This is a genomic window from Bacteroidota bacterium (assembly GCA_018831055.1).
In the GTDB taxonomy this organism is placed as follows: domain Bacteria; phylum Bacteroidota; class Bacteroidia; order Bacteroidales; family B18-G4; genus M55B132.
In genome coordinates, this window is sequence record JAHJRE010000218.1 from 1 (window position 1) to 22,371 (window position 22,371).

Here is a 22,371-nt window from a genome sequence, read left to right on the forward strand (position 1 = left end):
CATCGACTTCTTTACTAAAAACCATCGAAGAAACCACCGGAAAATTATAGTCATCGACGATAACGTCTCCTATATAGGTTCTGCTAATATTGCCGGCCATTCACTAAATTGGAGAGAATCTGTTTTACGGATGGAATCTCCCATCACCCGCTCTCTAAAAAAAGTCTTCCTGGAAGATTTTCAAAATTACAACCGTTATGTCTTTAATAAATCATCTTATACCAGGGTTATCAAACAGGATGGCTTTGAAATAATAAGAGATGTGCCCAGTATCCGGAAGCAACGTGTAAAAAAACGTTACGAATATCTTATTAAGAAAGCCCAATCTTCCGTTTTTATTGAAACCCCCTATTTCCTTCCCGGATTTATGCTGCGAAAAGCTTTGGTCAATGCCAGCCGCAGAGGAATTGACATAAATGTTATCATTCCCAAACATTCCGACATCGGCCTGGTCGATGTGATCCGCAACCGGTACCTGGGTCTTCTTTATAAAAACAAAGTTAAAATATGGTATTTTATTCCATGCAACCTGCATGCTAAAATTGTATTGGTTGACCACAATGTTTTCTGCATCGGATCATCAAATTTCGACTATCGCAGCTTCAGATACCAACATGAAATAATCCTGCAGGGCAGCCAGGAACCTATCCTGAAACTCATCAAAGATCATATTTCCAACACTTTGCTCAATAGCGAGATGTTTGAATACGATGATTGGCACAACAGGCCCTTCATACAAAAACTTATTGAACATATTTTCATCCCCTTCCGGCACCTCTTTTAAATTTCCAGGTTGATTTCCTATTTTTACCTATTGTTTTCGGATTTAAGCCAATTGTTTACTTTTGTAATGTCAAACTTTAAAAATTACTTCTATGACTTCTTATAAACCGGATGCTATTCTTACTTCTGAAATGGCAATGAAACTCGAAGACAAATACGGTGCACACAATTATCACCCGTTGCCTGTAGTTCTTTCACGTGGACAAGGTCCCTTTGTTTGGGATGTGGAAGGAAAAAAATACTTCGATTTCCTTTCAGCATATTCAGCTGTGAATCAAGGTCACTGCCACCCCCGCATTATCAACACACTGATTGAACAGGCCAAAACCCTTACCCTTACCTCCCGTGCATTTTACAGCGATACGCTGGGCGTATACGAAAAATATGTTACGGAATATTTCGGATTCGATAAAGTGCTGCCAATGAATACCGGAGCAGAAGGAGTCGAAACTGCTTTAAAACTTTGCCGCCGCTGGGGTTATGATAAGAAAGGCATTCCTGCAAATCAGGCCAAAATCATAGTCTGTGAAAGTAATTTTCACGGCAGGACCATCTCCATCATCTCTATGTCGACAGATCCCGACGCCAAAGGTGGCTTTGGCCCTTATACACCAGGATTTATAGTTATTCCTTATAATGATTTGAATGCGCTTGAAAAAGCTCTCAATGATCCAAATGTTGCAGGATTCATGGTTGAACCCATTCAGGGTGAAGCCGGCGTTTTTGTCCCGGATGAAGGCTATGTTTCCAAAGCATACGAATTGTGTAAAAAGAATAATGTCCTCTTCATTGCCGATGAAGTACAAACAGGAATTGCCCGCACTGGAAAACTCCTTGCCTGTGACCATGAAAATGTTCACCCCGATATCCTGATACTGGGCAAAGCTCTCTCCGGAGGGGTGTATCCCGTATCTGCCGTTCTTGCAAACGATGATATCATGCTTTGCATAAAACCCGGTCAGCATGGTTCTACCTTCGGCGGAAATCCCATCGCATGTAAGGTAGCTATCACCGCCCTGGATGTCATCCGTGATGAAAAACTTGCAGAAAATGCAGAAAAACTGGGTAAGATTTTCCGGGCCGAAATGAAAACCATCCCTTCCGATATGATAGAACTCGTTAGGGGAAAAGGCCTGCTCAATGCTGTTGTAATCAAACCGAAAAACGGAAAAACGGCCTGGGATGTTTGTGTGAAAATGAAAGATAATGGCTTGCTGGCCAAACCAACCCATGATCACATCATCCGTTTTGCACCTCCTTTGGTTATTACCGAAGATCAAATCATGGAAGCCCTCGGTATCATTCGTAAGTCTATTTTGTCATTCGATTAATAACAACCCGCATTCATGAAAATACTGGTGACCGGTGGAACCGGCTATATCGGATCTCATACTGTCGTTGAACTTCAAACAGCAGGTTATGAGGTCCTTATTGTGGACAACCTTGCCAATTCTAATATTGAAGTGTTGAATGCCATTGAAAAGATCACCGGGAAGAAACCAGTCTTCGAACTTACTGACCTGAAAAATACGGATGATACGTATAACCTGATCAGAAAACATAAAGATATTCAAGGGGTTATCCACTTCGCAGCACTGAAAGCAGTTGGTGAATCTGTTGAGAAACCCCTTGAATATTACCATAATAATCTCTTTTCCCTGATCAACCTCCTGGGTGCAATGATGGAAAATCAAATTCATAACTTTGTATTTTCCAGCTCATGCACCGTATACGGCCAACCGGATGTACTTCCGGTTGATGAAAACGCCCCGCTCAAAAAAGCCGAATCACCTTACGGAAATACTAAGAAAATCTCCGAAAATATCATTGAAGATACGGTATCTGCAACGCCACTGCAAGCCATTGCCCTTCGCTATTTCAATCCCATCGGTGCCCATGAAACCGCTCTGATTGGTGAACTGCCGATTGGTATCCCGAACAACCTGGTACCGTACATCACCCAAACCGCCATCGGTAAAAGAGAGTATCTCAGGGTTTTTGGTGATGACTATAGTACTCCCGATGGAACCCCCATTCGCGATTATATCCATGTGGTGGATCTGGCTAAAGCTCACGTGGTTGCAATAGACCGACTGCTGAAAAAGAAAAATAAAAAGGCGTTTGAAATATTTAACCTCGGAACAGGAAATGGTTTCTCCGTTATGGAAGTGATAAACTCCTTTGAAAGAGTTTCCGGAATGAAACTTAATTACAAAATCGTTGAACGACGACCCGGGGATATTGAAAAAGTATGGTCCGACACCGCTTTTGCAAACCAGGAACTGGATTGGAAAGCCGAAAAAGGCCTGGATGAGATGATGAGCTCAGCCTGGAAATGGGAACTCGAACTGAAAAAATCAGGAATTGTTTAACAATAATTTCACTGTCCCTACTGGACATTATAATTTGCCTATGAAAAATATCCTTATCACAGGTGGTGCCGGTTTTATCGGTTCGCATGTCGTCCGGCTTTTTGTCAATAAATATCCCGAATACCAAATCTTTAATCTGGATAAGCTTACCTATGCCGGTAACCTCGAAAATCTTGCAGATATCCAGGATAAACCGAATTACCGGTTTATTAAGGCCGATATCGTCGACAACCCAGCCATTCATAACCTATTCCAGAAACATCGTTTTGACGGAGTGATCCACCTTGCAGCCGAATCTCATGTCGACCGCTCTATTACCAATCCAACAGAGTTCATTTTCACCAATATCGTGGGAACCGTAAACCTGCTTAATGCATTTCGGAGCATCTGGAAAGACGATTTTACCGGCAAACGGTTCTATCATATATCAACGGATGAAGTTTACGGATCCCTTGGAAATGAAGGATTTTTCCTGGAAAACACCCCGTATGACCCCCGAAGCCCTTATTCAGCTTCCAAAGCCAGTTCCGACCACTTAGTCAGAGCTTATTTCCATACATTCGGGCTGCCTGCAGTCATTTCCAACTGCTCCAATAATTATGGGCCATACCAGTTTCCCGAAAAACTTATCCCCCTGGCTATAAATAATATCCGCAACAATAAACCGGTTCCAATCTATGGAAAAGGTGAAAACATCAGAGACTGGCTTTATGTGGAAGATCATGCCAGAGCAATAGATACTATTTTTCATTCAGGAAATACGGGTGAAACATACAACATCGGAGGCAATAATGAATGGCAGAATATTGAATTGATCAGGCTTCTATGTGACATCATGGATCGTAAACTCAACCGGACACCCGCATCCTCCCAACAACTTATTACTTTTGTGAAAGACAGAGCCGGACATGATCTGCGTTATGCCATCGATTCAGGAAAACTGCAAAATTCGCTTGGATGGAAGCCTTCCCTGCAATTTGAAGAAGGCCTGGAAAAAACTGTGGATTGGTACCTGACAAATGAACGATGGCTCTCCAATGTCACTTCAGGCGATTATCAGAAGTATTACAAAAATCAATACGAAAAACGTTGAAGAAATTAATCAGGTATTACGGCACTGTATGCCCTTATATCCCTCTTAACCTTTTTTACAAGCCCTTGTAATACTTCACCAGGACCAACTTCAATAAACTCATTGGCACCGTCGGCTATCATATTCCGGCAGGTCTGAGTCCAACGCACCGGAGATGTAAGCTGCTTGATAAGATTTTTCTTTATTATCTCAGGATCGGTGACCGATTGGCCCGTTACATTTTGATAAACAGCACATATACCTTTACCGAAACGGGTAGTATTTATTGCTTCCGCTAATTCCAATGCAGCCGGCTCCATAAGAGGGGAATGAAATGCTCCTCCCACTTTTAAAGGAATCACCCTCTTGGCACCCGCTTCCTCCAGTTTGGCTATGGCAATCCTGATACCTTCCATCGATCCAGAAATGACAAGCTGCCCGGGACTGTTATAATTTGCAGGTACAACAATATCATCTACACCCTTTAAAATCTTTTCTACATCGCTGTCTTCCATACCAAGAACGGCCGCCATGGTGGATGGCTCCAGTTCGCAGGCTTTTTGCATAGCCTGAGCTCTCTTGGATACAAGTCTTAAACCGTCTTCAAAGGTAAGAACCCGATTGGCTACAAGAGCTGAAAACTCACCAAGAGAATGACCGGCAACCATGTCAGGCTTGAAATCATCACCCAAAACCCTGGCCAATATCACTGAATGAAGGAAAATGGCAGGCTGTGTAACACGGGTCTGACGTAAATCTTCCTCAGTACCGCTAAACATTGTTTCAGTGATCTTAAACTTAAGGATGGCATTTGCCTTATCAAACAACTCCCTGGCCAATGGTGATGCTTCAAACAAATCCTTACCCATTCCGGTATACTGCGCACCCTGTCCAGGAAAAACATATGCTTTCATAAAATTTAGGTTTCGTTTATGGTCTCGATAAAAGACCTGCAAAATTAGAAATATTTTAATAAATACAACCGCCTTACTGCGGTTATTCTGCCCGGAAATGCAACTGTATTAATGCAATTTCGAACCAATGAGATGAATGAATTCAGCCCTGGTCTCCTCTCTCTTAAAAGCACCGGTGAAGTCTGAAGTGGTCGTAACTGAATTCTGCTTCTGAACCCCTCGCATTACCATGCATAAGTGCTTCGCCTCAATAACCACGGCAACTCCCAAAGGCTTCAGAGTTTGCTGAATTGCATCTTTAATCTGGGTAGTAAGCCTCTCCTGAACCTGCAAACGCCGTGCATATGCCTCTACTACCCTGGCAATCTTACTCAATCCGGTTATGTATCCATTTGGAATATACCCAACATGTGCCTTGCCAATAAAAGGAATAAGATGATGCTCACACAGGGAAAAAATCTCAATGTCTTTGACTATAACCATCTCCCTGTAATCTTCCTTAAACTTTGCTGAGTTTAAAATCTCAACCGGATCAATGTCGTATCCATGCGTCAGAAACTGCATAGATTTAGCCACCCTGATGGGAGTTTTTTCCAAACCTTCCCTGGTGGGATCTTCTCCTATCAGCTGCAAAATATCACGGTAATTGGTTGCCAGCTTATCGATCTTTGCAGGATCATACCTTTCTATCCTCTCGTAATCGAGATTGTCATTATCTCCGTTCGCCTTATAATACATACGATCTGTTTTTAATTATTATCCGGTACTGTGGATTCGAATCTCCATTCGTTAACCGGCATTATTCCGGCTCTTATTGTATTCTAATATATTAACGACCTCAAAAACAGCATACAACGCGTATAAAATAAAATATGTGATCACAAACCTGATTGCATCCTCCCTGTGGGTCAGTGCGTATATAACCATTACCAATAGATAAAACAAAAGCTTTAGAAAAGTTGTCAGCATGAATTGATTTATAAATTTGGCAGGTTTCTTGTCAACAGCTTTTAACAAAATATAATGAACCAGGAGGCTTACGGCCATAAAAAACGGGATAAGAAATGGAAATGCTCTGGTGTATAAACCATCTGGAACAATAGCAAATATTAATAATCCAACAATAAATATTATCGCTGAGTATATTAACAGCCTTTTCAAATATAAAATATAAGCCGATCTCTTCCCGTTCATTTGTTTTTTATGAAATCTTTGACAGCATAATAAATAGCCAGTGATACTGCCCCTAAACTCAATACAACCGTAAATACCGGAAACCGGATTCCGGTAAACTGATCAAGCTTATACCCTCCAAATACACCCATGAGTATAATGACCAGCATCTGAAATGCAATGCCCGAATACCTGGCATAATTCTTAAGCGGGTTTTTCTTTTGATTTTCCATCCCTGTTTAACGATGAAGGGGCATCTTCCTGGCTCATATTGCAGGAACCTGAAAATTTCGCTCCCGGCTCAATAGCCAGCTTGTTTGTTACTATCTCGCCAGTGAAGGAAGCTGAAGATTTCAACTCCAACAACTCATTCACCCGGATCGTCGCCTTCACCTTTCCCGATATTACCGCATTCTGACAAGTAATTTCTCCATCAACCTGCCCGGATTCTCCTACAACGATCTTCCCTTTAGACTCAATAGAACCATTTAGTGTCCCGTCAATCCTGAAATCACCGTTGGATTTGATCTCCCCCTTTATGATCGTACCAGACCCAATCTGGTTTATAGACTGGATTTCAGGAATAATGTTCTTTGCCATGTTGGTATATTATTTAATTACAAATCCTATTTTACCTGAATTCTTAAAATAAATTACTTTTTATCCACTTTATAGTACTTTGCAAAAAACCTTGCATAAAGTGATATGTCTTTATCCTTGTAAAATAAAGGGTAATTCTCCGAAGAAATCAAAAACTGCTCATAATTACCGGGCGATAGGTCGGAGAATACATATCGGTTATTAAAAATTGCATTGTAATAGTTTATTGCTTTCCTGGCATCATCAAAATTCCCCACGGTAATGAGATATTGGTTTTTATCAAGTAACACACTGTTAATGGTTAATTCAATGAGCCTGAAATACTTCTGATTGAAATCCGAAAGCTTAACCTTAATTGGATTCAACTTCACGGCTTGCTTCTTAACAACCAGCATATACAAATGCGTTGCATTTTCATCAAATTCATAAGGAAATACATCCAGGGAGTCCTGCTCCTGGCCGCTCTTTCCATCATCCAGATCCGGCCGGTCTTTAATTACGTAATCAAGAATATTCTGTGCCAATGGCTCTACTTCACTTCCCGGATAATCCTGAATAATCCTGTTTAAAGCCACAACAAGAGAGTCTACTATATCTATATGCCCTATAGATAAGGCTTTCAGATAAGCAAATTTAGGTATCAGACTGGCAGAATCTCCAAACTGAGTCATAGCAAGATCTGCATTCTCGATAACAGAAAAATAACTCCCGCTGATATATGCATCATAAGTATCTGCATACAATGCGGAAAGCTGATTTTCCTGTTCCTGCATCTGCCTGTAGTAATCCGGATCTTCAATGATCTTTGCATAATCACTGTCAGGATACCCATTCAGAATCAGTGATTTATAATAATCTGACCTTTCCTGATTTCCTTCATCCAGGAAAAGACGATATAATTGATAATAGGCCTTTAACTCATACTCATTACCCGGGAACCTGCGAATCAATTCTTCATAGGCTTCTATGGACTTTCCGGAATTATCCAGGCCTTCCCTGTAAATCAATCCTAAATTGTAATATGCCAGGATGATTTTATCATTCGATTCCTGTTTTTGTTCTTCCGTGAATGGAATGTCTTTAAGATAATATTCACGGTTATGCGGGTCGCTTGCAAGTAATATTGTACTGTCATTTCCCGCTGTCGTATCAACCGAAACCTGTGCGATCTCCTCCGGTTCAAATGCAATTATTTGTTTATCACGCAACCTCCATAAATCTTCCAATTGCCTTCTTCCCCATTTTTGCTGGAATTCGGTAAAACCCTGGCTCAAAGCCGATGGATTATAAAAGTACCACTTACCTTCCGTTCCAGTTGAACCAAATCCGCTCATACCCGGACCTAAAAACTGTGCATTTTCAGCTGCCAGCTGTTCCTGCTCCCTCTTAATCCGTTCCTGTTCCCTGACTTCTTCTATTATCTTGTCTATTGCTGCAATCAGCTCATCCTCCGGCATGGCGGCCAGGGTTTGAAGACTATCCTGCAATTGAATGGTCTGCAAATTATTAACCAGATCGGACAGCTTTCCTGTTTTCCTTTGCAATAACTCATAATCAGGATAATCCTTGGGAAGAAATTGCATGGCTGTATCATAATATGCCTGGGAAGGCTCATATTTGGGAATGTTGAAATAAAGATCCGCAAGCCTTAATGCCGATGTTGCCTTCTGATAATTATTCGATATACTCGATTTTACTGATAATTTCAGATAATATATCCCCAATGTGTCATTATTATCCTTAAGTGCAATATCTGCCAGAGCAAAATAAATCTGATCATGATACTCCTTGTTCTTCTCGTCCTTAAGCATCCGGTTCAAAATCTTGATGATATCATCGCTATTACCCATGCCACTTTCATAGGTCATGGCAAGATTGATCTTCGCCTGGAAGGCCATTTCATATTCAGGATTACGCCGTATCACCTGGGCATATAACTCAGAAGACTCACCGAAATCACCATTCTTTTGATAGATTTGAGCAAGAATGAATTTCAACCTTGTCTTCATATCCTTGGGTGGATCAAAACCCAACCCCTCATAAATATACTCAATGGCATCATCATATTTTTCCTGAAGGATAAAATAATCAGCATATACCAGTGGCAGTTCTCTCATGACCGAACCGGGGATCTCCCCCTCTGAAGCGTCCTTTCTTACAAGATTAAGCAAAGGCTCAGCCCTTTCAAACTCTTTTAGCTGATTATACGTTTTAGCCAACCATAACATGGCATCATACCGGATCAGGTTTTTATCAAAATTTCGCATGACGAAATTGAAAGAACGACGCGCACTGTAATAATCCTGCTTGTAGAAGTAAGACTTTCCTATCAGCATATATGCATCATCAATCCACTTTACATACTCTTTCCCTCCAAATTCCATAGAGTGTCGCAGGATAGTCTTTGACCCCTTTTCTATTGCCCGGTCAAGCAAAGGAGCCAGACTATTTGCGTCAGCCTCCGATCCGTAATTGAAAACCGGCAAGACCTTATTATATTGATCATCCGCAAGCTTTTCAAGTTCAACCTCTGCTTCAAGAAGGGCTTGCTTGCCATTCCAGTATACATTGTAATGCGAGGTCAGATTATGATATACCCTTCGGGTAAAGGTATTTTTCTTCGTTGAACAGGAAATGAGAAAGAGAACCGCCAGAAACAATAGTGCGGCGTAAAGAAACCTGTATGGCATTTGGATTTTCAAAATGATTTCCGACTTGTGTTTTTATTAACTGTTATCACGGTGTTTTATTATATTACATACCGTCAGGGGGCAAAGATAATCAATTTGATTTCTGTAACCATGAATAAGTCATGATCTTATATATGCGTTTGCCTGAAAAAATACGATATTTGCAAAAAATCCGCGTCAAGTCGATTATGGCAAAATCCAACTCAACGGCAAAAAAAAAGTGGTATCATAAACTCCGCATAAAATACCGGTTGATTATCAGAAACGAAGATACTTACGAGGAGAAGATATCCTTTCTTTTATCCCGACTGAATGTATTTATTGTCATTACGACTACTTCCCTGATCCTCATTATCCTTACCATCTTTATCATTGCCTTTACCCCGCTGAGAGAATATATCCCTGGATATATGGACCCCTCAATTCCTTCACGGGTTTATGCCCTGGACCTTATGGTCGATTCTTTGGAGAAAAGCATGAAACAAAAGGATGATTACATAATGCGAATACGTAGTATTATCAGGGGAGAAGAAATAGAGAACAGTAGCATAGAACCAAGATCATCCGACATTATCTACGATACTATTACCCTTAGAAGATCAAAAGAGGATTCCATCCTCAGAGCTGAATACGAAGCAATGAGCCAGTATAACCTGATCCAGAACCAATCGATCTACGATCCTCCCAAAGGAACAAAAGAACTTTTGTTTTTCCCCCCATTAAGTGGAATTGTGGTCAATAGTTTCAATGTTTCAAACGAACATTATGGAGTTGACATCGTTGCTGAAGAAGGATCCCCGGTCAAAGCAGTTATGGACGGAACGGTAGTGTTTACGGAATGGACTCTTGAAACCGGTTACATTATAGGAATCCAGCATTCCGGCAGCTTTTTGTCGGTCTATAAACACAATAATGTTTTGTTGAAAAAACAAGGTGCATTGGTAAAGGCAGGCGATCCTATTGCTGTTATTGGCGGATCGGGTGAATTATCCACGGGACCGCATCTTCATTTTGAACTCTGGCACAGGGGAACGCCCGTAAATCCTGAAGAATATATTACTTTCTGATGAACAACAGACTCCGCCATCATATTGCTATCCTCGGATCTACCGGATCTATCGGAAGGCAAACCCTCGAAATAATAGACAGCTTTCCTGACCATTTTCAGGTAGAGGTTCTTACCGCAGCCCTTAATGCCGAACTTCTCATCAAACAGGCCATTAAATACAAACCCAATGCTGTTGTCATCGCCAGTGAAAAACAATATTCATTTGTCTCGGAACAGCTTGCAGGATATGATATTAAAGTATTTACAGGCCAGGATGCTATCGCCCAGGTCGTTGAAATGGAATCCGTTACCATGGTGATGAATGCCCTGGTCGGATTCTCCGGTTTTATCCCGACAATAAATGCTATTAAAGCACGAAAGGCTATAGCCCTGGCTAATAAGGAATCCCTGGTTATCGGAGGAGAGATGATCATGAGTATGACAGAAGAATATAATACACCAATAATACCTGTCGATTCAGAACACTCTGCTATATTGCAATGCCTTATCGGTGAACGGGATCATACGGTCGAAAAGATCATCCTTACCGCCTCAGGTGGACCTTTCCTGGGTTACTCCAAACAGGACCTTAAAAATGTCAAACCTTCCAGTGCCCTTAAACATCCAAACTGGAATATGGGTAACAAAATTACCATCGATTCCGCAACCCTCATGAATAAAGGGTTTGAAATGATTGAGGCCCGCTGGCTCTTTGATATGGAACCCGAACAAATTGAGATTCTCATCCATCCCCAATCGGTAATCCACTCAATGGTCCAGTTCCACGATGGTTCCATAAAAGCACAATTGGGCGTGCCCGACATGAAGATTCCTATCCAGTATGCTCTCTTCTTCCCCGATCGTATGCCCTCCGGAAATATCAGACTGCACTTTGACAATTACCCGAAACTTACTTTCGAACAGCCTGATATCAAAATTTTTCGTAACCTTGCACTCGCATACGAGGCCGCCCGCCTGGGAGGTGTGGCTCCCTGCGTCCTCAATGCCGCCAATGAAATTGTGGTGGAAGCATTTCTCCATAACCGGATAGAATTTCTTGAAATGCCGGTAATTATTGAAAAATGCCTCGAAAAAATGAATAATGTGTCCAAACCATCCTTGGACGATTTTATTATTACTGACCGGGATACCAGAGTACTGGCCGGATCGCTTATATCGTAAAAAATGGAAGTGCTGATTAAAATACTGCAACTGCTGCTGAGTCTGTCCATTCTGGTTATTTTCCACGAAATGGGCCATTTCATCGCGGCCAAGATCTTTAAAACCAGAGTCGAAAAATTCTACCTTTTCTTTAATCCCTGGTTCTCCGTCTTCAAATTCAGATACAAAGGCACCGAATATGGCATGGGTTGGCTCCCACTGGGAGGATATGTCAAAATCTCCGGAATGATCGACGAATCCCTCGATCGTGAACAGATGAAAAAACCTCCCCAACCCTGGGAATTCAGATCCAAACCCGCCTGGCAACGACTCATCATTATGCTGGGCGGTGTGACCGTGAATGTTATCCTGGCTATGGTTATCTATATCATCATGCTCTTTACCTGGGGAGAACAATACCTCCCAACCCATGAAGCAAATAAATACGGCATTAGTGTCGATTCCCTTGCCATGGAAATGGGACTTAGAAATGGTGATAAAATACTCGCAGTTGATTACCAGTTCGTAGAGGATTTCCAGAAAATCCCCGTTCAAATGATCCTGGAAGAAGCAAAAACTATTCAGGTGGAAAGAGACCAGCAAATCCTCGACGTGGAAATACCCGAAGGGTTCCTCGCTAAACTTGTTAAACATCGCAATCCTGCATTCATATCCATCCGATTCCCTTATATAGTGGGATCTTTTACCGAAAACTCTGCCGCCAAAACCGCCGGTATGCAGGAAAACGACCGGGTAATTGCAATGAACAATGTTCCAATGTTCTATTTCCAGGATTATGCAAACGAAATCCCTAATTATGTATCGCAAGAAGTTTCTTTCTCTGTAATAAGAGGTACAGATACTCTCGCTATCCCGATAGTCATTCCTGAATCAGGGAAAATAGGAGTATACCCGCAATCTCTTGATAACTATTTCTCCCTGGAGGAAAAACAATACAATCTATTGCAGGCTATACCCGCAGGTATCGTCAAAGGATTCCAGGGAATCGGGAGTTACCTGAAACAACTCAAACTGCTCTTTTCTCCGGAAGTAAAAGCCTATGAATCCGTTGGCGGGTTTATCACAATCGGAAGTATTTTCCCGTCCGTCTGGGACTGGCAACAGTTCTGGAGATTGACCGCCTTCCTGTCAATAATGCTCGCTATACTGAATGTATTGCCAATACCTGCACTTGATGGCGGCCATGTTATGTTCCTGCTTTATGAAATCATTGCCGGCAGAAAACCCAATGAGAAATTTATGGAATATGCCCAGATCACAGGAATGATCATTCTTTTTGCCCTGCTGATCTTTGCCAACGGTAATGATATTATAAACCTTTTCCGTTAAAAGGCTTAATCATCACTCACTTTGTCACGCAATGATTTGAATCCTTCTCCAAGTATCTCATTGGCATTGGATACAACCAGAAAAGCCTTGGGATCTACCTGATGTATATAATCCTGAATGATCTCAACCTCTCTCCGGTTTAACACGGTATAAATCACCTCTTTATCATCTTTCGAATACATCCCCTGGGCCTTGAAGATCGTCCCTCCCCGGTTAAGGTCGTTGATGATCTTCTCCCTGATCATCTCCGGCTTCTTCGAAACAATAAAAATAGACTTATCATAAGAAACTCCCTGTAATATCAAATCGATAACCCTTCCAGTAACATAAATGGTAATCAGTGAATACAATGGCACCTTCCAATCCTGAAAACCGATAAAACCGACCAGGACAATGGCTGAATCTACAGCAATCATTAGTTGACCCATCGGCCATCCTGTATACTTTGAGATGATCATTGCAACAATGTCAGATCCTCCTGATGTTGCTTTCGATTTAAATATCAAACCCAAACCGGCTCCTATCATCACTCCTCCAAAAAGTGAGGAAAGCAATACATCATCCGGTATAAGCGGTTGCTCACCGTACAGATAGGTCAGAAAATCAACCCAGAATGCTGTAAAAACAAAGCCCAAAACGGTCTTGATCCCAAAACGTGGTCCCAATACCTTTACCCCGATGATCGTCAGCGGTATGTCGAAACATAATGCCGTTAAACCAACCGGAAAACCAAAAAGGTGGTGCAATACTATCGCAATACCGTAAACCCCTCCAGGCACAATCTTATGCGGTGTGATAAATAAAACAAAGCCCGCAGCCATGATAAATGCTCCGAGAATGATAAAACTGTAAGCCATGAACCATTTCCTGGAAAATAGCTTTTCATACTGAATAAATGCCATATCTTTAGTTTTTAAAATTGCTTCCCAAAAAAAAGCGTGCAAATGTATATACTTTTATCCGAAACAATGTAAAGGGATTATTATATCATGATGCAGATTTTCATCACCCGGGAATACAATAGATAATGTTTTTTATCATTATCTTACCGTAATAATTTGATTGCATTGAAATTCCTGTTCAGACACTTGTCCATAATTGCCCTTCTTTGCCCCCTGTTCCTGTCAGGTCAGGAGCTTAACAATTTCAGGATCAGAACCATCCAGATCGGCCCCGATACTCTTAAAATAGATACTTTAAGTCTGATTCCCGGATCCGTGACAATTAGCAGCACGGAAAACCAGGATCTTTTCAACTGCTTTTATATAGATTATCCCGGTGCCAGGATATCCCTTCTCCAGAATGACTGTAAATTAAATGATAGCAATGCAATCACTATCCGCTACCGGGTTTTCCCGTTTGACCTCTCCAGAAAATATTTCCATAAAGATGAATCCTGGCTTTCAACACCCACTCTCGAACCTGTAAATCCTTTTATGTACCGGACAACAGAAACCAAAACGGATATTCTTAACCTCAACGAGCTGTCAAAAAGCGGTAGTATCTCACGGGGGATATCTTTTGGAAACAATCAGGATGTTGTCGTTAATTCAAACTTTAACCTTCAACTCTCGGGAAGGCTCAGCGATGAGATAAATGTAGTGGCAGCTATCACCGACAACAATATTCCTATCCAGCCCGAAGGAAATACCCAACAAATCCAGGAGTTCGACAAAGTATTTATTCAGCTTTCTGCAAAAAAACACTTGCTGACCGTCGGAGATTATGACCTTCCCTCACCCAAAAACCATTTCCTGCATTTTTTTAAAAAAGCCCAGGGCGTAGATTACTCCACTGAATTTCATGCAGGCCGTCAAGAATCCAATCTTATGAGGGTAAAGACATCAGCCGCACTTTCCAAAGGTAAATTTGCAAGAAACAATATTCAGGGTATCGAAGGAAACCAGGGCCCCTACAAACTTAAAGGGAATGAAGGAGAAACCTTCCTGATCGTACTCGCAGGCTCAGAGAAAGTATACATCGACGGTAAACTAATGCGTCGGGGAGATGTTTATGATTATACCATTAATTATAATACAGGGGAAATTACCTTTACTCCCAATGTTTTGATTACAAAAGACAAAAGAATTGTCGTAGAATTTGAATACTCCGACAAAAACTATGCAAGAGCTTTGTTCTTTGTGAACAACGAGTTCTCCTCAGACAAATTCACTTACCGTATTAATGCCTACTCCGAAAGTGACCTTAAAAACCAGTCGCTACAGCAGGATCTTACCGCCGAGCAAAAACAATTACTAAAGAATATCGGAGACAGTATACAGGATGCACTTATATGGAATATCGACAGCGTGGGCTTCTCCCAGGATGAAGTCCGTTACCTTATGACCGACACCCTTGTTAATGGAATAAACTATGATTCCGTATTGGTGTTCTCCATCAATTCTCAAAAGGCTATTTATAAAGCCGGCTTTTCGCTGGTGGGTTCAGGCAGAGGCAACTACCTTCTTGTGAGCAGCGATGCCAATGGTCGGGTCTTCAAGTGGGTTGCACCGCTTAATGGCATTCCACAGGGAAATTATGATCCGGTGCGACTTCTGGTCACACCCAAAAAAAAACAAATGCTAACATTTGGAGCAGATGCTGTCCTTCCCGGGAAAATAATGCTTAATACCGAACTGGCAGTGAGTAATCACGATATTAATACCTTTTCAAATAACGACCGGAAAAATAATACAGGATTTGCAATGCTGACAGGGTTGAACAAAATATGGAAACCAGGAAGGCAGGATTCCTCAGGATGGACACTTGCCACCGGTATCTTTTATGAATATACAGGAAAAAACTTTAATCCGGTTGAACCTTATCGCCCGGTGGAGTTTAACCGCGACTGGAATATTCAATCCCTAAAACCGGAAACTGAACACTATTCGGGTTTAAAAATCTCAGCAACCGGTAACACAGGGAATTTTCTGAATTATGAACTGAAGGGGCTTTGGAGAGAAAAAAACTACAGCGGTATTATGAACCGGTTGAACGGAGTGGCGGAAACCCGAAATATCCTTGCAGCTATCGATGGCAGCTACCTGAACACACGTAATATTGGAATTACCTCAGATTTTATTAGAAATAAAGCCGAATTGGCATGGAAGTTTAAAAAATTCCGGATAGGACTAAGAGATGATCAGGAATATAATGTCTTCCGTATTTCAGACTCTTTACGACCCGATAGTTACGCGTATTTCGAATGGGGTGCTTTCCTGAAAAGCCAGGACACCAGCAACCTGTCATATGAATTATTCTATAACCGCCGGACAGATCAGTCAGTTCGTAAAAACATTCTGGAAAAATCTTCCCTGTCCAATGAAGCAGGATTCAGCCTGCGTCTATATAGAAATCCAAATAATCGATTGAAAATCTCCGGCAGGTACAGGGAGCTTATCCTGGAAGACTCAACCAACACCGGCATTGAACCTGAAAATACTATTGTGGGCAGAATAGAGCATAACCTGAGGATCAAAAAAGGGTTCCTTAGCTTTAATACCTTTTATGAAGTTGGATCAGGACTGGAAGAGAAAAAAGAATTCTCCTATCTCAAGGTCCCTCCCGGCGAAGGCATTTATACCTGGATCGACTATAATGGAGACGGAATACAACAATTAAATGAATTTGAGGTTGCTCCCTTTAAAGACGAAGCAACTTACATCAGAATTTATTCTCCAAGTAATGAATTCGTTAAAGCCTATTACAATCAATTTAGCGAAACTATACTCCTAAATCCAGCTGCCATATGGATTAATCAGAAAGGATTAAAGAAATTCCTGGCAAGGTTCAGTAATCAACTTGCTTACCGGATTGAACACAAAACCTCCGAAAACGAACCGAACAAAGCTTACAATCCATTTGTCAGCCGGAAAAATTTCGAAGATTCAACCCTTCTGACTTTAATTTCTTCGTTTAGAAACACCGTATACTTTAACAGGATAAATCCCGATTTTGGCCTGGATTATAATTTTATGACAAACCGCAACAAATCTTTGCTCGTAAACGGATTCGAGTCAAAAACACAGATACAACACTCCGTGAATCTGAGGTGGAATTTTTATCAGGACCTTTCCCTGTTTCTAAACGGGGTAAAGGGGATCAGGACAAATACATCAGAATACTTTCCGGCAAAAGACTATTCGATCAACAATAGCCTTATATCACCCAAAATAAGCTATCAACCCGGAACCACATTACGGATTGATATAAAGTATCGCTATGAATTCAAGCAAAACACACAATCACCTGAGAGAGAAACGACTCGTATTCATGATGCCGGTATCGAGTTGAATTACAAAATTGTAAACCAGGCAACCTTGTTGATAACAGCAAATTACCTGGATATAACCTACACAGCACTTGCAGGTACTGCTCTGGCCTTTGAAATGCTCAACGGATTTCAACCAGGCAAAAATGGTGTCTGGAGCATCGGATACCAACAAAATATAGCCCAGCATCTCCAACTAAATCTGATCTACGAAGGAAGAAAATCACCCGGATCCGGAACAGTCCATATCGGCAGTGCACAACTACGGGCTTATTTTTGATTATACCCGTTATAAATTAAAACATTTTTCCGGGATTTGCGTTTAACCGGATAATTTGTGATGCTAATTTCCGTTACAGATTAACCCTGACCAATTTTTTAACTACCCGGATCTTATTGTCTTCTTAAACCGATTTTTATATATTGGCTGTTACATTTGTTGATTGTTAAAAAAAAATATTACTTTAGCTTGCCTTTTTAAGAGCGGATGAAATTGAAACCTGCACATATACAGATTATTATGGCGATAGCACTATCGCTGACAGGTATTGGGCTTTACGCCCAGCAGGAGCCCCAGTTTACACAGAACATGTTTAATAACATGACAATAAATCCCGGATTTGCCGGGATGGGAGGCGGAATTTGTGCCACCGGCATCGTCAGGCAACAATGGGCTAGCTTCAAGGACGCAGACGGGAATAAAGTGGGTCCGGAGACTTTCCTTCTCACCATACATTCTCCTGTCAAATTACTACGCGGTGGGATAGGTGCGGTGATCATGCAGGATAAGCTTGGTTTTGAAAAAAATATTAATGTTAAGGTTGGTTACTCCTATCACACAGAAATGGGATTCGGAACCTTGGGAATAGGAGCTATGATCGGTTTTAACAATAAATACATTGACTTTTCCAAGCTGGAACCTGCCGAACCGGATCCTCTCCTGGAAAAACTCAGTGGCGAAGAAAGTGAAATGTTAATTGATGCCTCTCTCGGATTGTTCTATCAAGTCCCTAATCAGTTCTATATTGGCATTTCAGCCAACCAACTCCTGGAATCCAAGGGAAAAGAACTGGCCAGTAGTACAGATTCAACAGGTGGAGCTCATGTTTTATATATGAAACTTGACAGAACGTTTTACATTAATGGGGGATATGAATTTGTCTTTCCCAGAAATCCTTCATTTATTCTGGAACCCTCATTACTAATCAAAACCAACTTTTCGGTGGTTCAGTACGATATAAGCGCTCTGCTGAAATATAACGAAAAGTTCTGGGGAGGTCTTAATTACAGAGTTCAGGATGCGGTAGGAGTTATTGTAGGTGTAGCCTTTAAAAACTTCAAAATTGGCTATTCTTACGATATTACAACATCCAAATTGGGATTATCACGTACGGGCGGTAGTCACGAAATTATGGTTAATTACTGTTTCAAAATACAAACCGAAAAAGCAAGAAAGAGTTATAAAAATACAAGGTTCCTGTAAAAAATTTGAATTTTTGTTTATAATTTGTTTAGATTCACTATTTTTGGAGCCACTTTGAATAATATTTGATTATCAGTATCGTTTCGAACATAACAAAATTTTCGACACAATGAAAAGAGCACCGTTTTATCTCCTGGCTTTGTCTTTTCTAATCATCTTTGACAGCTGTACTAACTCGGGAAACGGAGAACTAGTAGGAGTCAGAAGAAAATCCAAAGGGTTTTATCAACCCGATCCTTATGGAATGGTCTTTATACCTCAAGGTAGTTTTACCATGGGTACTGGGGATCAGGATATAACCTACGGACAGTTGCATGAACCAAAAACTGTTTCCGTTTCCGCCTATTTCATGGACGAGACGGAGATCACAAACAACGAATACCGTCAATTCGTTTACTGGGTGAGGGATTCCATTGCCCGGTGGATGCTCTATGATAATGGTATTACAGATCCTCCATACATCCTGACGGAAACGAAAAAAGGCGCCATTATTGATCCCCCGCGGGTCAACTGGGATGAAGATGTGCCATGGGATACCGATGAACCGGAAATTCAATCCGCATTGGAAGATATGTATCTTCCGGAACATGAAAGATATTTCCGTCGTAAGGAAGTAGATACCCGAAAATTATATTATGAATACTACTGGGTTGACCTGCAGGCTGCTGCCAGAAAAGATAATACAGTGGAAGGAAATGCTGAAGATGCTATGTTCTCCAACCGCCCACAAGGTATGCGCGACCGCTCGGTCTATGTCAGAAAAGAAATCATAAATGTTTACCCCGATACCCTTTGCTGGATCCACGATTATACATACTCCTTCAACGATCCCATGACAGAAAAATATTTCTGGCATGAAGCCTTCGATCACTACCCGGTTGTTGGTGTTAACTGGAAACAAGCCAGAGCTTTCTGTATCTGGAGAACTGAACTTCGAAACGGATATCTCAGAAGCAAAAAAGGTGAATCCGCTGTAGCCGAATTCCGCCTTCCTACTGAAACCGAATGGGAATGGGCTGCCAGAGGTGGTTACGAACTTAGCCCGTATCCCTGGGGCGGACCTTACACTCGTAACGATAAAGGCTGCTTCCTGGCCAATTTCAAACCTCTGCGCGGTAACTATATCGATGATGGTGGCCTCCGTACTGTGATTGTGGCTCACTATCCTCCCAACGACTGGGGGCTGTACGACATGGCAGGAAATGTCGCAGAATGGACCAACAGCGCTTTCGATCCCGTTTCCTACAATTTTACATGGGATATGAACCCCAATTATACCTATAATGCAAAAGAATCCGATCCTCCTGCCATGAAACGCAAAGTTATCCGTGGTGGATCATGGAAAGATATCGCTTATTACCTCGAAGTTTCAACCCGTTCATACGAGTACCAGGATACTTCCAAATCCTATATAGGCTTCAGGTGTATGCAACCTTTCCTGGGTAGAAATAAAGACGATAATCCGGCGCGAGCCTCAAAAGTGTATAACTAATCTAAACCAATTTCATAATTCATTTATCAAAAACTAGTATTCGAACTTAATAATTTTAAAACATGGGTGCATTTAGTTTTGTAAGAAGTAGGGGCTATAGAAATTTTATGGCCAAAGTATATGGACTCGGAGCATCAATCGTTATTCTCGGTGCTTTGTTCAAAATCAATCACTATCCGGGAGCTGATTTAATGCTTATCATCGGTCTTGGAACTGAAGCCATCATCTTTTTCTTCTCAGCCTGGGAACCACCGCACGTAGAACCTGACTGGAGCCTCGTTTATCCTGAACTCGCCGGAATGTACCACCAAGGTGGTGAAGGTGGGGGTAAAAAACCTACTCAGGAACTCGATAATATGCTGGAAAAAGCGAAAATCGACCAGGACCTGATCAATAACCTGGGTAGCGGACTTCGAAACCTTAGTGAAAATGCAAAAAAACTAACAACCATTACTGACGCTTCCGTCGCTACCAATGAGTATGTCAGCAACGTGAAAAATGCCGCATCCTCCGTTAAAGATCTGACGGACGCTTATAGAAAAACATCCGACGTCCTCTCTAAAGATGCTAATGTTTCTGAAGACTATGCGAAAAGCATTCGCAGCGCCTCCGAAAGCGCAGCCGGCCTTTCTAAAGCATATAGCCAGGCCTCTCAGTCCGTTAGCGAAGAACTCACCGCTACAAACGAATATACAAAGAGCGTTAAGGCCGCTGCCACTTCCCTGAATTCTCTGGCAGACCATTATGCTAAATCATCTGAAGTGCTTACCCGCTCCGCTGATGCTCTCAATATCCAGTCAGTCGACGGAAAAACATACAACGAACAGATGAAAAGAATTTCCGATAACCTTACTGCTCTCAACAGCGTTTACGAATTACAACTACAGGCAATTAACCGTAATGTCGAAACTTCTGCCATGATGCAGAAAACGGTAGAAAAGTACCTCGAAAATATGAATGCCTCCGTTGAGAATACGGCCCAATATAAAGATAATCTTGCCGCCCTGAATGCTGCCTTTGAACTGCAACTGCAAGGATCCAGCAAACAAGTCGAATCTATTGACCAACTCCAGGAAACATTGAGCAAATTCCTCCAGACTCTTAATGCATCCAGTGACAAAACCGCTAAATACAAAGATGAACTGGATATGCTGACGGAAAGAGTCTCCGCTCTCAATAAAGTTTATGGCAAAATGCTTACAGCCATGAATGTGAACCTTCCCGGATAATCAATAATCATTATTAGGTCGAAAGATTAAAAAATTTAAAGCTTTATGGCAGGATATAAAGAAACACCACGACAAAAAATGATCGCCATGCTGTACCTGGTGTTGACTGCATTGCTTGCACTCAACGTTTCCAAGGACATTCTGGACGCATTTCTTGTCGTGAATGAAGGGATGGAGGATACTAACGTAACCATCAAAACGAAAATCGACAATACCTACGAACAGTTCGAATTTCAGTATAACCTGAATAAGAACAAAGTAGGACCCTACTGGGAAAGAGCTCTGGAAGCACGTACACTCTCGAATGATATGATCAAATATATTGATAAAATAAAATTCGAAATTGTTCAGTATTCAGAAAGAACCGATTCCATTACAACAATTCAGGAATTTTACAGGGTTGAACAGGTTCCGGATCCACTTAATCCCGGAAAAACCATTGATAAGCTCGTTCTTGACCTGGAAAGCGTTAAAGGTAAAGATAAATACGACAGAACTACCAATTACTTTATCAATCAAGGGAAAGCCAACGAGCTTAAAAAACGTCTCGAACAATATAAGGATGAAATGAGGATGCTCGTAGATTCAAACTATCGCGATCTTCTCAACCTTGGACTAGAAACAGACGGTATATACTATGATGCAAGTGGTCAACGCGAAAGCTGGGAAATGCACAACTTTTATTATACTATCCTCGCCGCTGAAGTCACTATCCTGAACAAACTCATTGCTGA

19 protein-coding genes are annotated in these 22,371 nt (G+C 41.4%); 12 read left to right on the forward strand and 7 right to left on the reverse strand.

All coding sequences use genetic code 11. The features are described 5' to 3' along the window. The 4 genes from KKA81_14290 to rfbB form a co-directional block, all read left to right on the forward strand. The coding region (locus tag KKA81_14290; protein MBU2652095.1) for a hypothetical protein at positions 1-784 on the forward strand (784 nt) is incomplete at its 5' end. Positions 785-875: 91 nt separating this feature from the next. Continuing rightward, on the forward strand, positions 876-2,114 hold the full coding sequence (rocD, locus tag KKA81_14295) for an ornithine--oxo-acid transaminase (GenBank protein MBU2652096.1): 1,239 nt from the start codon (positions 876-878) through the stop codon (positions 2,112-2,114). 15 nt (positions 2,115-2,129) lie between these two features. Next, positions 2,130-3,155 (forward strand): UDP-glucose 4-epimerase GalE, encoded by a 1,026-nt coding sequence (gene galE / locus KKA81_14300; GenBank protein ID MBU2652097.1) that lies wholly within the window; start codon positions 2,130-2,132, stop codon positions 3,153-3,155. Between the two features lie 40 nt (positions 3,156-3,195). After that, a complete protein-coding gene (rfbB, locus tag KKA81_14305) occupies positions 3,196-4,248 on the forward strand; it encodes a dTDP-glucose 4,6-dehydratase (protein ID MBU2652098.1) in 1,053 nt (350 codons plus the stop codon). 5 nt (positions 4,249-4,253) lie between these two features. On the opposite strand, the gene fabD is transcribed toward rfbB, so the two are convergent. The 6 genes from fabD to KKA81_14335 form a co-directional block, all read right to left on the reverse strand. Beyond that, positions 4,254-5,141, reverse strand: a complete 888-nt coding sequence (fabD, locus tag KKA81_14310; protein ID MBU2652099.1) for an ACP S-malonyltransferase — start codon at positions 5,139-5,141, stop codon at positions 4,254-4,256. Positions 5,142-5,249: 108 nt separating this feature from the next. Continuing rightward, entirely contained in the window at positions 5,250-5,879 is a 630-nt protein-coding gene (gene folE / locus KKA81_14315; protein MBU2652100.1) for a GTP cyclohydrolase I FolE, read from the reverse strand. A 51-nt stretch (positions 5,880-5,930) separates the two neighbouring features. Then, positions 5,931-6,188: a hypothetical protein gene (locus tag KKA81_14320; protein MBU2652101.1), complete on the reverse strand. Its 258-nt coding sequence runs from the start codon at positions 6,186-6,188 to the stop codon at positions 5,931-5,933. Between the two features lie 143 nt (positions 6,189-6,331). Continuing rightward, a complete protein-coding gene (locus tag KKA81_14325) occupies positions 6,332-6,547 on the reverse strand; it encodes an AtpZ/AtpI family protein (GenBank protein MBU2652102.1) in 216 nt (71 codons plus the stop codon). Then, positions 6,519-6,914, reverse strand: coding sequence for a polymer-forming cytoskeletal protein (locus tag KKA81_14330; protein ID MBU2652103.1), 396 nt, complete (start codon positions 6,912-6,914; stop codon positions 6,519-6,521). Before KKA81_14330 ends, KKA81_14325 begins: the two co-directional genes overlap by 29 nt. Positions 6,915-6,967: 53 nt before the next feature. Then, on the reverse strand, positions 6,968-9,604 hold the full coding sequence (locus KKA81_14335; GenBank protein MBU2652104.1) for a tetratricopeptide repeat protein: 2,637 nt from the start codon (positions 9,602-9,604) through the stop codon (positions 6,968-6,970). A 188-nt stretch (positions 9,605-9,792) separates the two neighbouring features. Here KKA81_14335 and KKA81_14340 point away from each other — a divergent pair, with 188 nt between their 5' ends. The 3 genes from KKA81_14340 to rseP are packed head-to-tail and all read left to right on the forward strand — an operon-like array spanning position 9,793 to position 13,163. Next, positions 9,793-10,671 carry a M23 family metallopeptidase gene (locus KKA81_14340; GenBank protein MBU2652105.1) on the forward strand — a complete coding sequence of 293 codons (879 nt, stop codon included), beginning with the start codon at positions 9,793-9,795 and terminating at the stop codon, positions 10,669-10,671. Continuing rightward, positions 10,671-11,834: a 1-deoxy-D-xylulose-5-phosphate reductoisomerase gene (locus KKA81_14345; GenBank protein MBU2652106.1), complete on the forward strand. Its 1,164-nt coding sequence runs from the start codon at positions 10,671-10,673 to the stop codon at positions 11,832-11,834. Before KKA81_14340 ends, KKA81_14345 begins: the two co-directional genes overlap by 1 nt. Positions 11,835-11,837: 3 nt before the next feature. Further along, the gene (gene rseP / locus KKA81_14350; protein ID MBU2652107.1) at positions 11,838-13,163 is read left to right on the forward strand and encodes an RIP metalloprotease RseP; all 1,326 of its coding nucleotides are present in this window, start codon (positions 11,838-11,840) and stop codon (positions 13,161-13,163) included. A gap of 5 nt (positions 13,164-13,168) precedes the next feature. Here rseP and KKA81_14355 read toward each other — a convergent pair whose 3' ends face one another. Further along, positions 13,169-14,065 (reverse strand): YitT family protein, encoded by an 897-nt coding sequence (locus tag KKA81_14355; GenBank protein MBU2652108.1) that lies wholly within the window; start codon positions 14,063-14,065, stop codon positions 13,169-13,171. Positions 14,066-14,230: 165 nt separating this feature from the next. Between KKA81_14355 and KKA81_14360 the strand changes: the two genes are divergently transcribed. The 5 genes from KKA81_14360 to KKA81_14380 all read left to right on the forward strand — a co-directional run. Further along, entirely contained in the window at positions 14,231-17,713 is a 3,483-nt protein-coding gene (locus KKA81_14360) for a hypothetical protein (GenBank protein ID MBU2652109.1), read from the forward strand. Between the two features lie 240 nt (positions 17,714-17,953). Continuing rightward, positions 17,954-18,916, forward strand: a complete 963-nt coding sequence (locus tag KKA81_14365; protein ID MBU2652110.1) for a type IX secretion system membrane protein PorP/SprF — start codon at positions 17,954-17,956, stop codon at positions 18,914-18,916. A gap of 109 nt (positions 18,917-19,025) precedes the next feature. Continuing rightward, entirely contained in the window at positions 19,026-20,408 is a 1,383-nt protein-coding gene (locus KKA81_14370; GenBank protein MBU2652111.1) for an SUMF1/EgtB/PvdO family nonheme iron enzyme, read from the forward strand. A 107-nt stretch (positions 20,409-20,515) separates the two neighbouring features. Continuing rightward, positions 20,516-21,637 carry a gliding motility protein GldL gene (gene gldL / locus KKA81_14375; GenBank protein ID MBU2652112.1) on the forward strand — a complete coding sequence of 374 codons (1,122 nt, stop codon included), beginning with the start codon at positions 20,516-20,518 and terminating at the stop codon, positions 21,635-21,637. 45 nt (positions 21,638-21,682) lie between these two features. After that, the coding region (locus KKA81_14380; GenBank protein MBU2652113.1) for a hypothetical protein at positions 21,683-22,371 on the forward strand (689 nt) is incomplete at its 3' end.

Excerpts from the sequence above, each read along its gene's own strand:
- rocD (MBU2652096.1), top strand. The coding sequence starts at position 876 with ATGACTTCTTATAAACCGGATGCTATTCTTACTTCTGAAATGGCAATG.
- galE (MBU2652097.1), top strand. The coding sequence starts at position 2,130 with ATGAAAATACTGGTGACCGGTGGAACCGGCTATATCGGATCTCATACT.
- rfbB (MBU2652098.1), top strand. The coding sequence starts at position 3,196 with ATGAAAAATATCCTTATCACAGGTGGTGCCGGTTTTATCGGTTCGCAT.
- fabD (MBU2652099.1), bottom strand. The coding sequence starts at position 5,141 with ATGAAAGCATATGTTTTTCCTGGACAGGGTGCGCAGTATACCGGAATG.
- folE (MBU2652100.1), bottom strand. The coding sequence starts at position 5,879 with ATGTATTATAAGGCGAACGGAGATAATGACAATCTCGATTACGAGAGG.
- KKA81_14320 (MBU2652101.1), bottom strand. The coding sequence starts at position 6,188 with ATGGCCGTAAGCCTCCTGGTTCATTATATTTTGTTAAAAGCTGTTGAC.
- KKA81_14325 (MBU2652102.1), bottom strand. The coding sequence starts at position 6,547 with ATGGAAAATCAAAAGAAAAACCCGCTTAAGAATTATGCCAGGTATTCG.
- KKA81_14330 (MBU2652103.1), bottom strand. The coding sequence starts at position 6,914 with ATGGCAAAGAACATTATTCCTGAAATCCAGTCTATAAACCAGATTGGG.
- KKA81_14335 (MBU2652104.1), bottom strand. The coding sequence starts at position 9,604 with ATGCCATACAGGTTTCTTTACGCCGCACTATTGTTTCTGGCGGTTCTC.
- KKA81_14340 (MBU2652105.1), top strand. The coding sequence starts at position 9,793 with ATGGCAAAATCCAACTCAACGGCAAAAAAAAAGTGGTATCATAAACTC.
- KKA81_14345 (MBU2652106.1), top strand. The coding sequence starts at position 10,671 with ATGAACAACAGACTCCGCCATCATATTGCTATCCTCGGATCTACCGGA.
- rseP (MBU2652107.1), top strand. The coding sequence starts at position 11,838 with ATGGAAGTGCTGATTAAAATACTGCAACTGCTGCTGAGTCTGTCCATT.
- KKA81_14355 (MBU2652108.1), bottom strand. The coding sequence starts at position 14,065 with ATGGCATTTATTCAGTATGAAAAGCTATTTTCCAGGAAATGGTTCATG.
- KKA81_14365 (MBU2652110.1), top strand. The coding sequence starts at position 17,954 with ATGGCGATAGCACTATCGCTGACAGGTATTGGGCTTTACGCCCAGCAG.
- KKA81_14370 (MBU2652111.1), top strand. The coding sequence starts at position 19,026 with ATGAAAAGAGCACCGTTTTATCTCCTGGCTTTGTCTTTTCTAATCATC.
- gldL (MBU2652112.1), top strand. The coding sequence starts at position 20,516 with ATGGCCAAAGTATATGGACTCGGAGCATCAATCGTTATTCTCGGTGCT.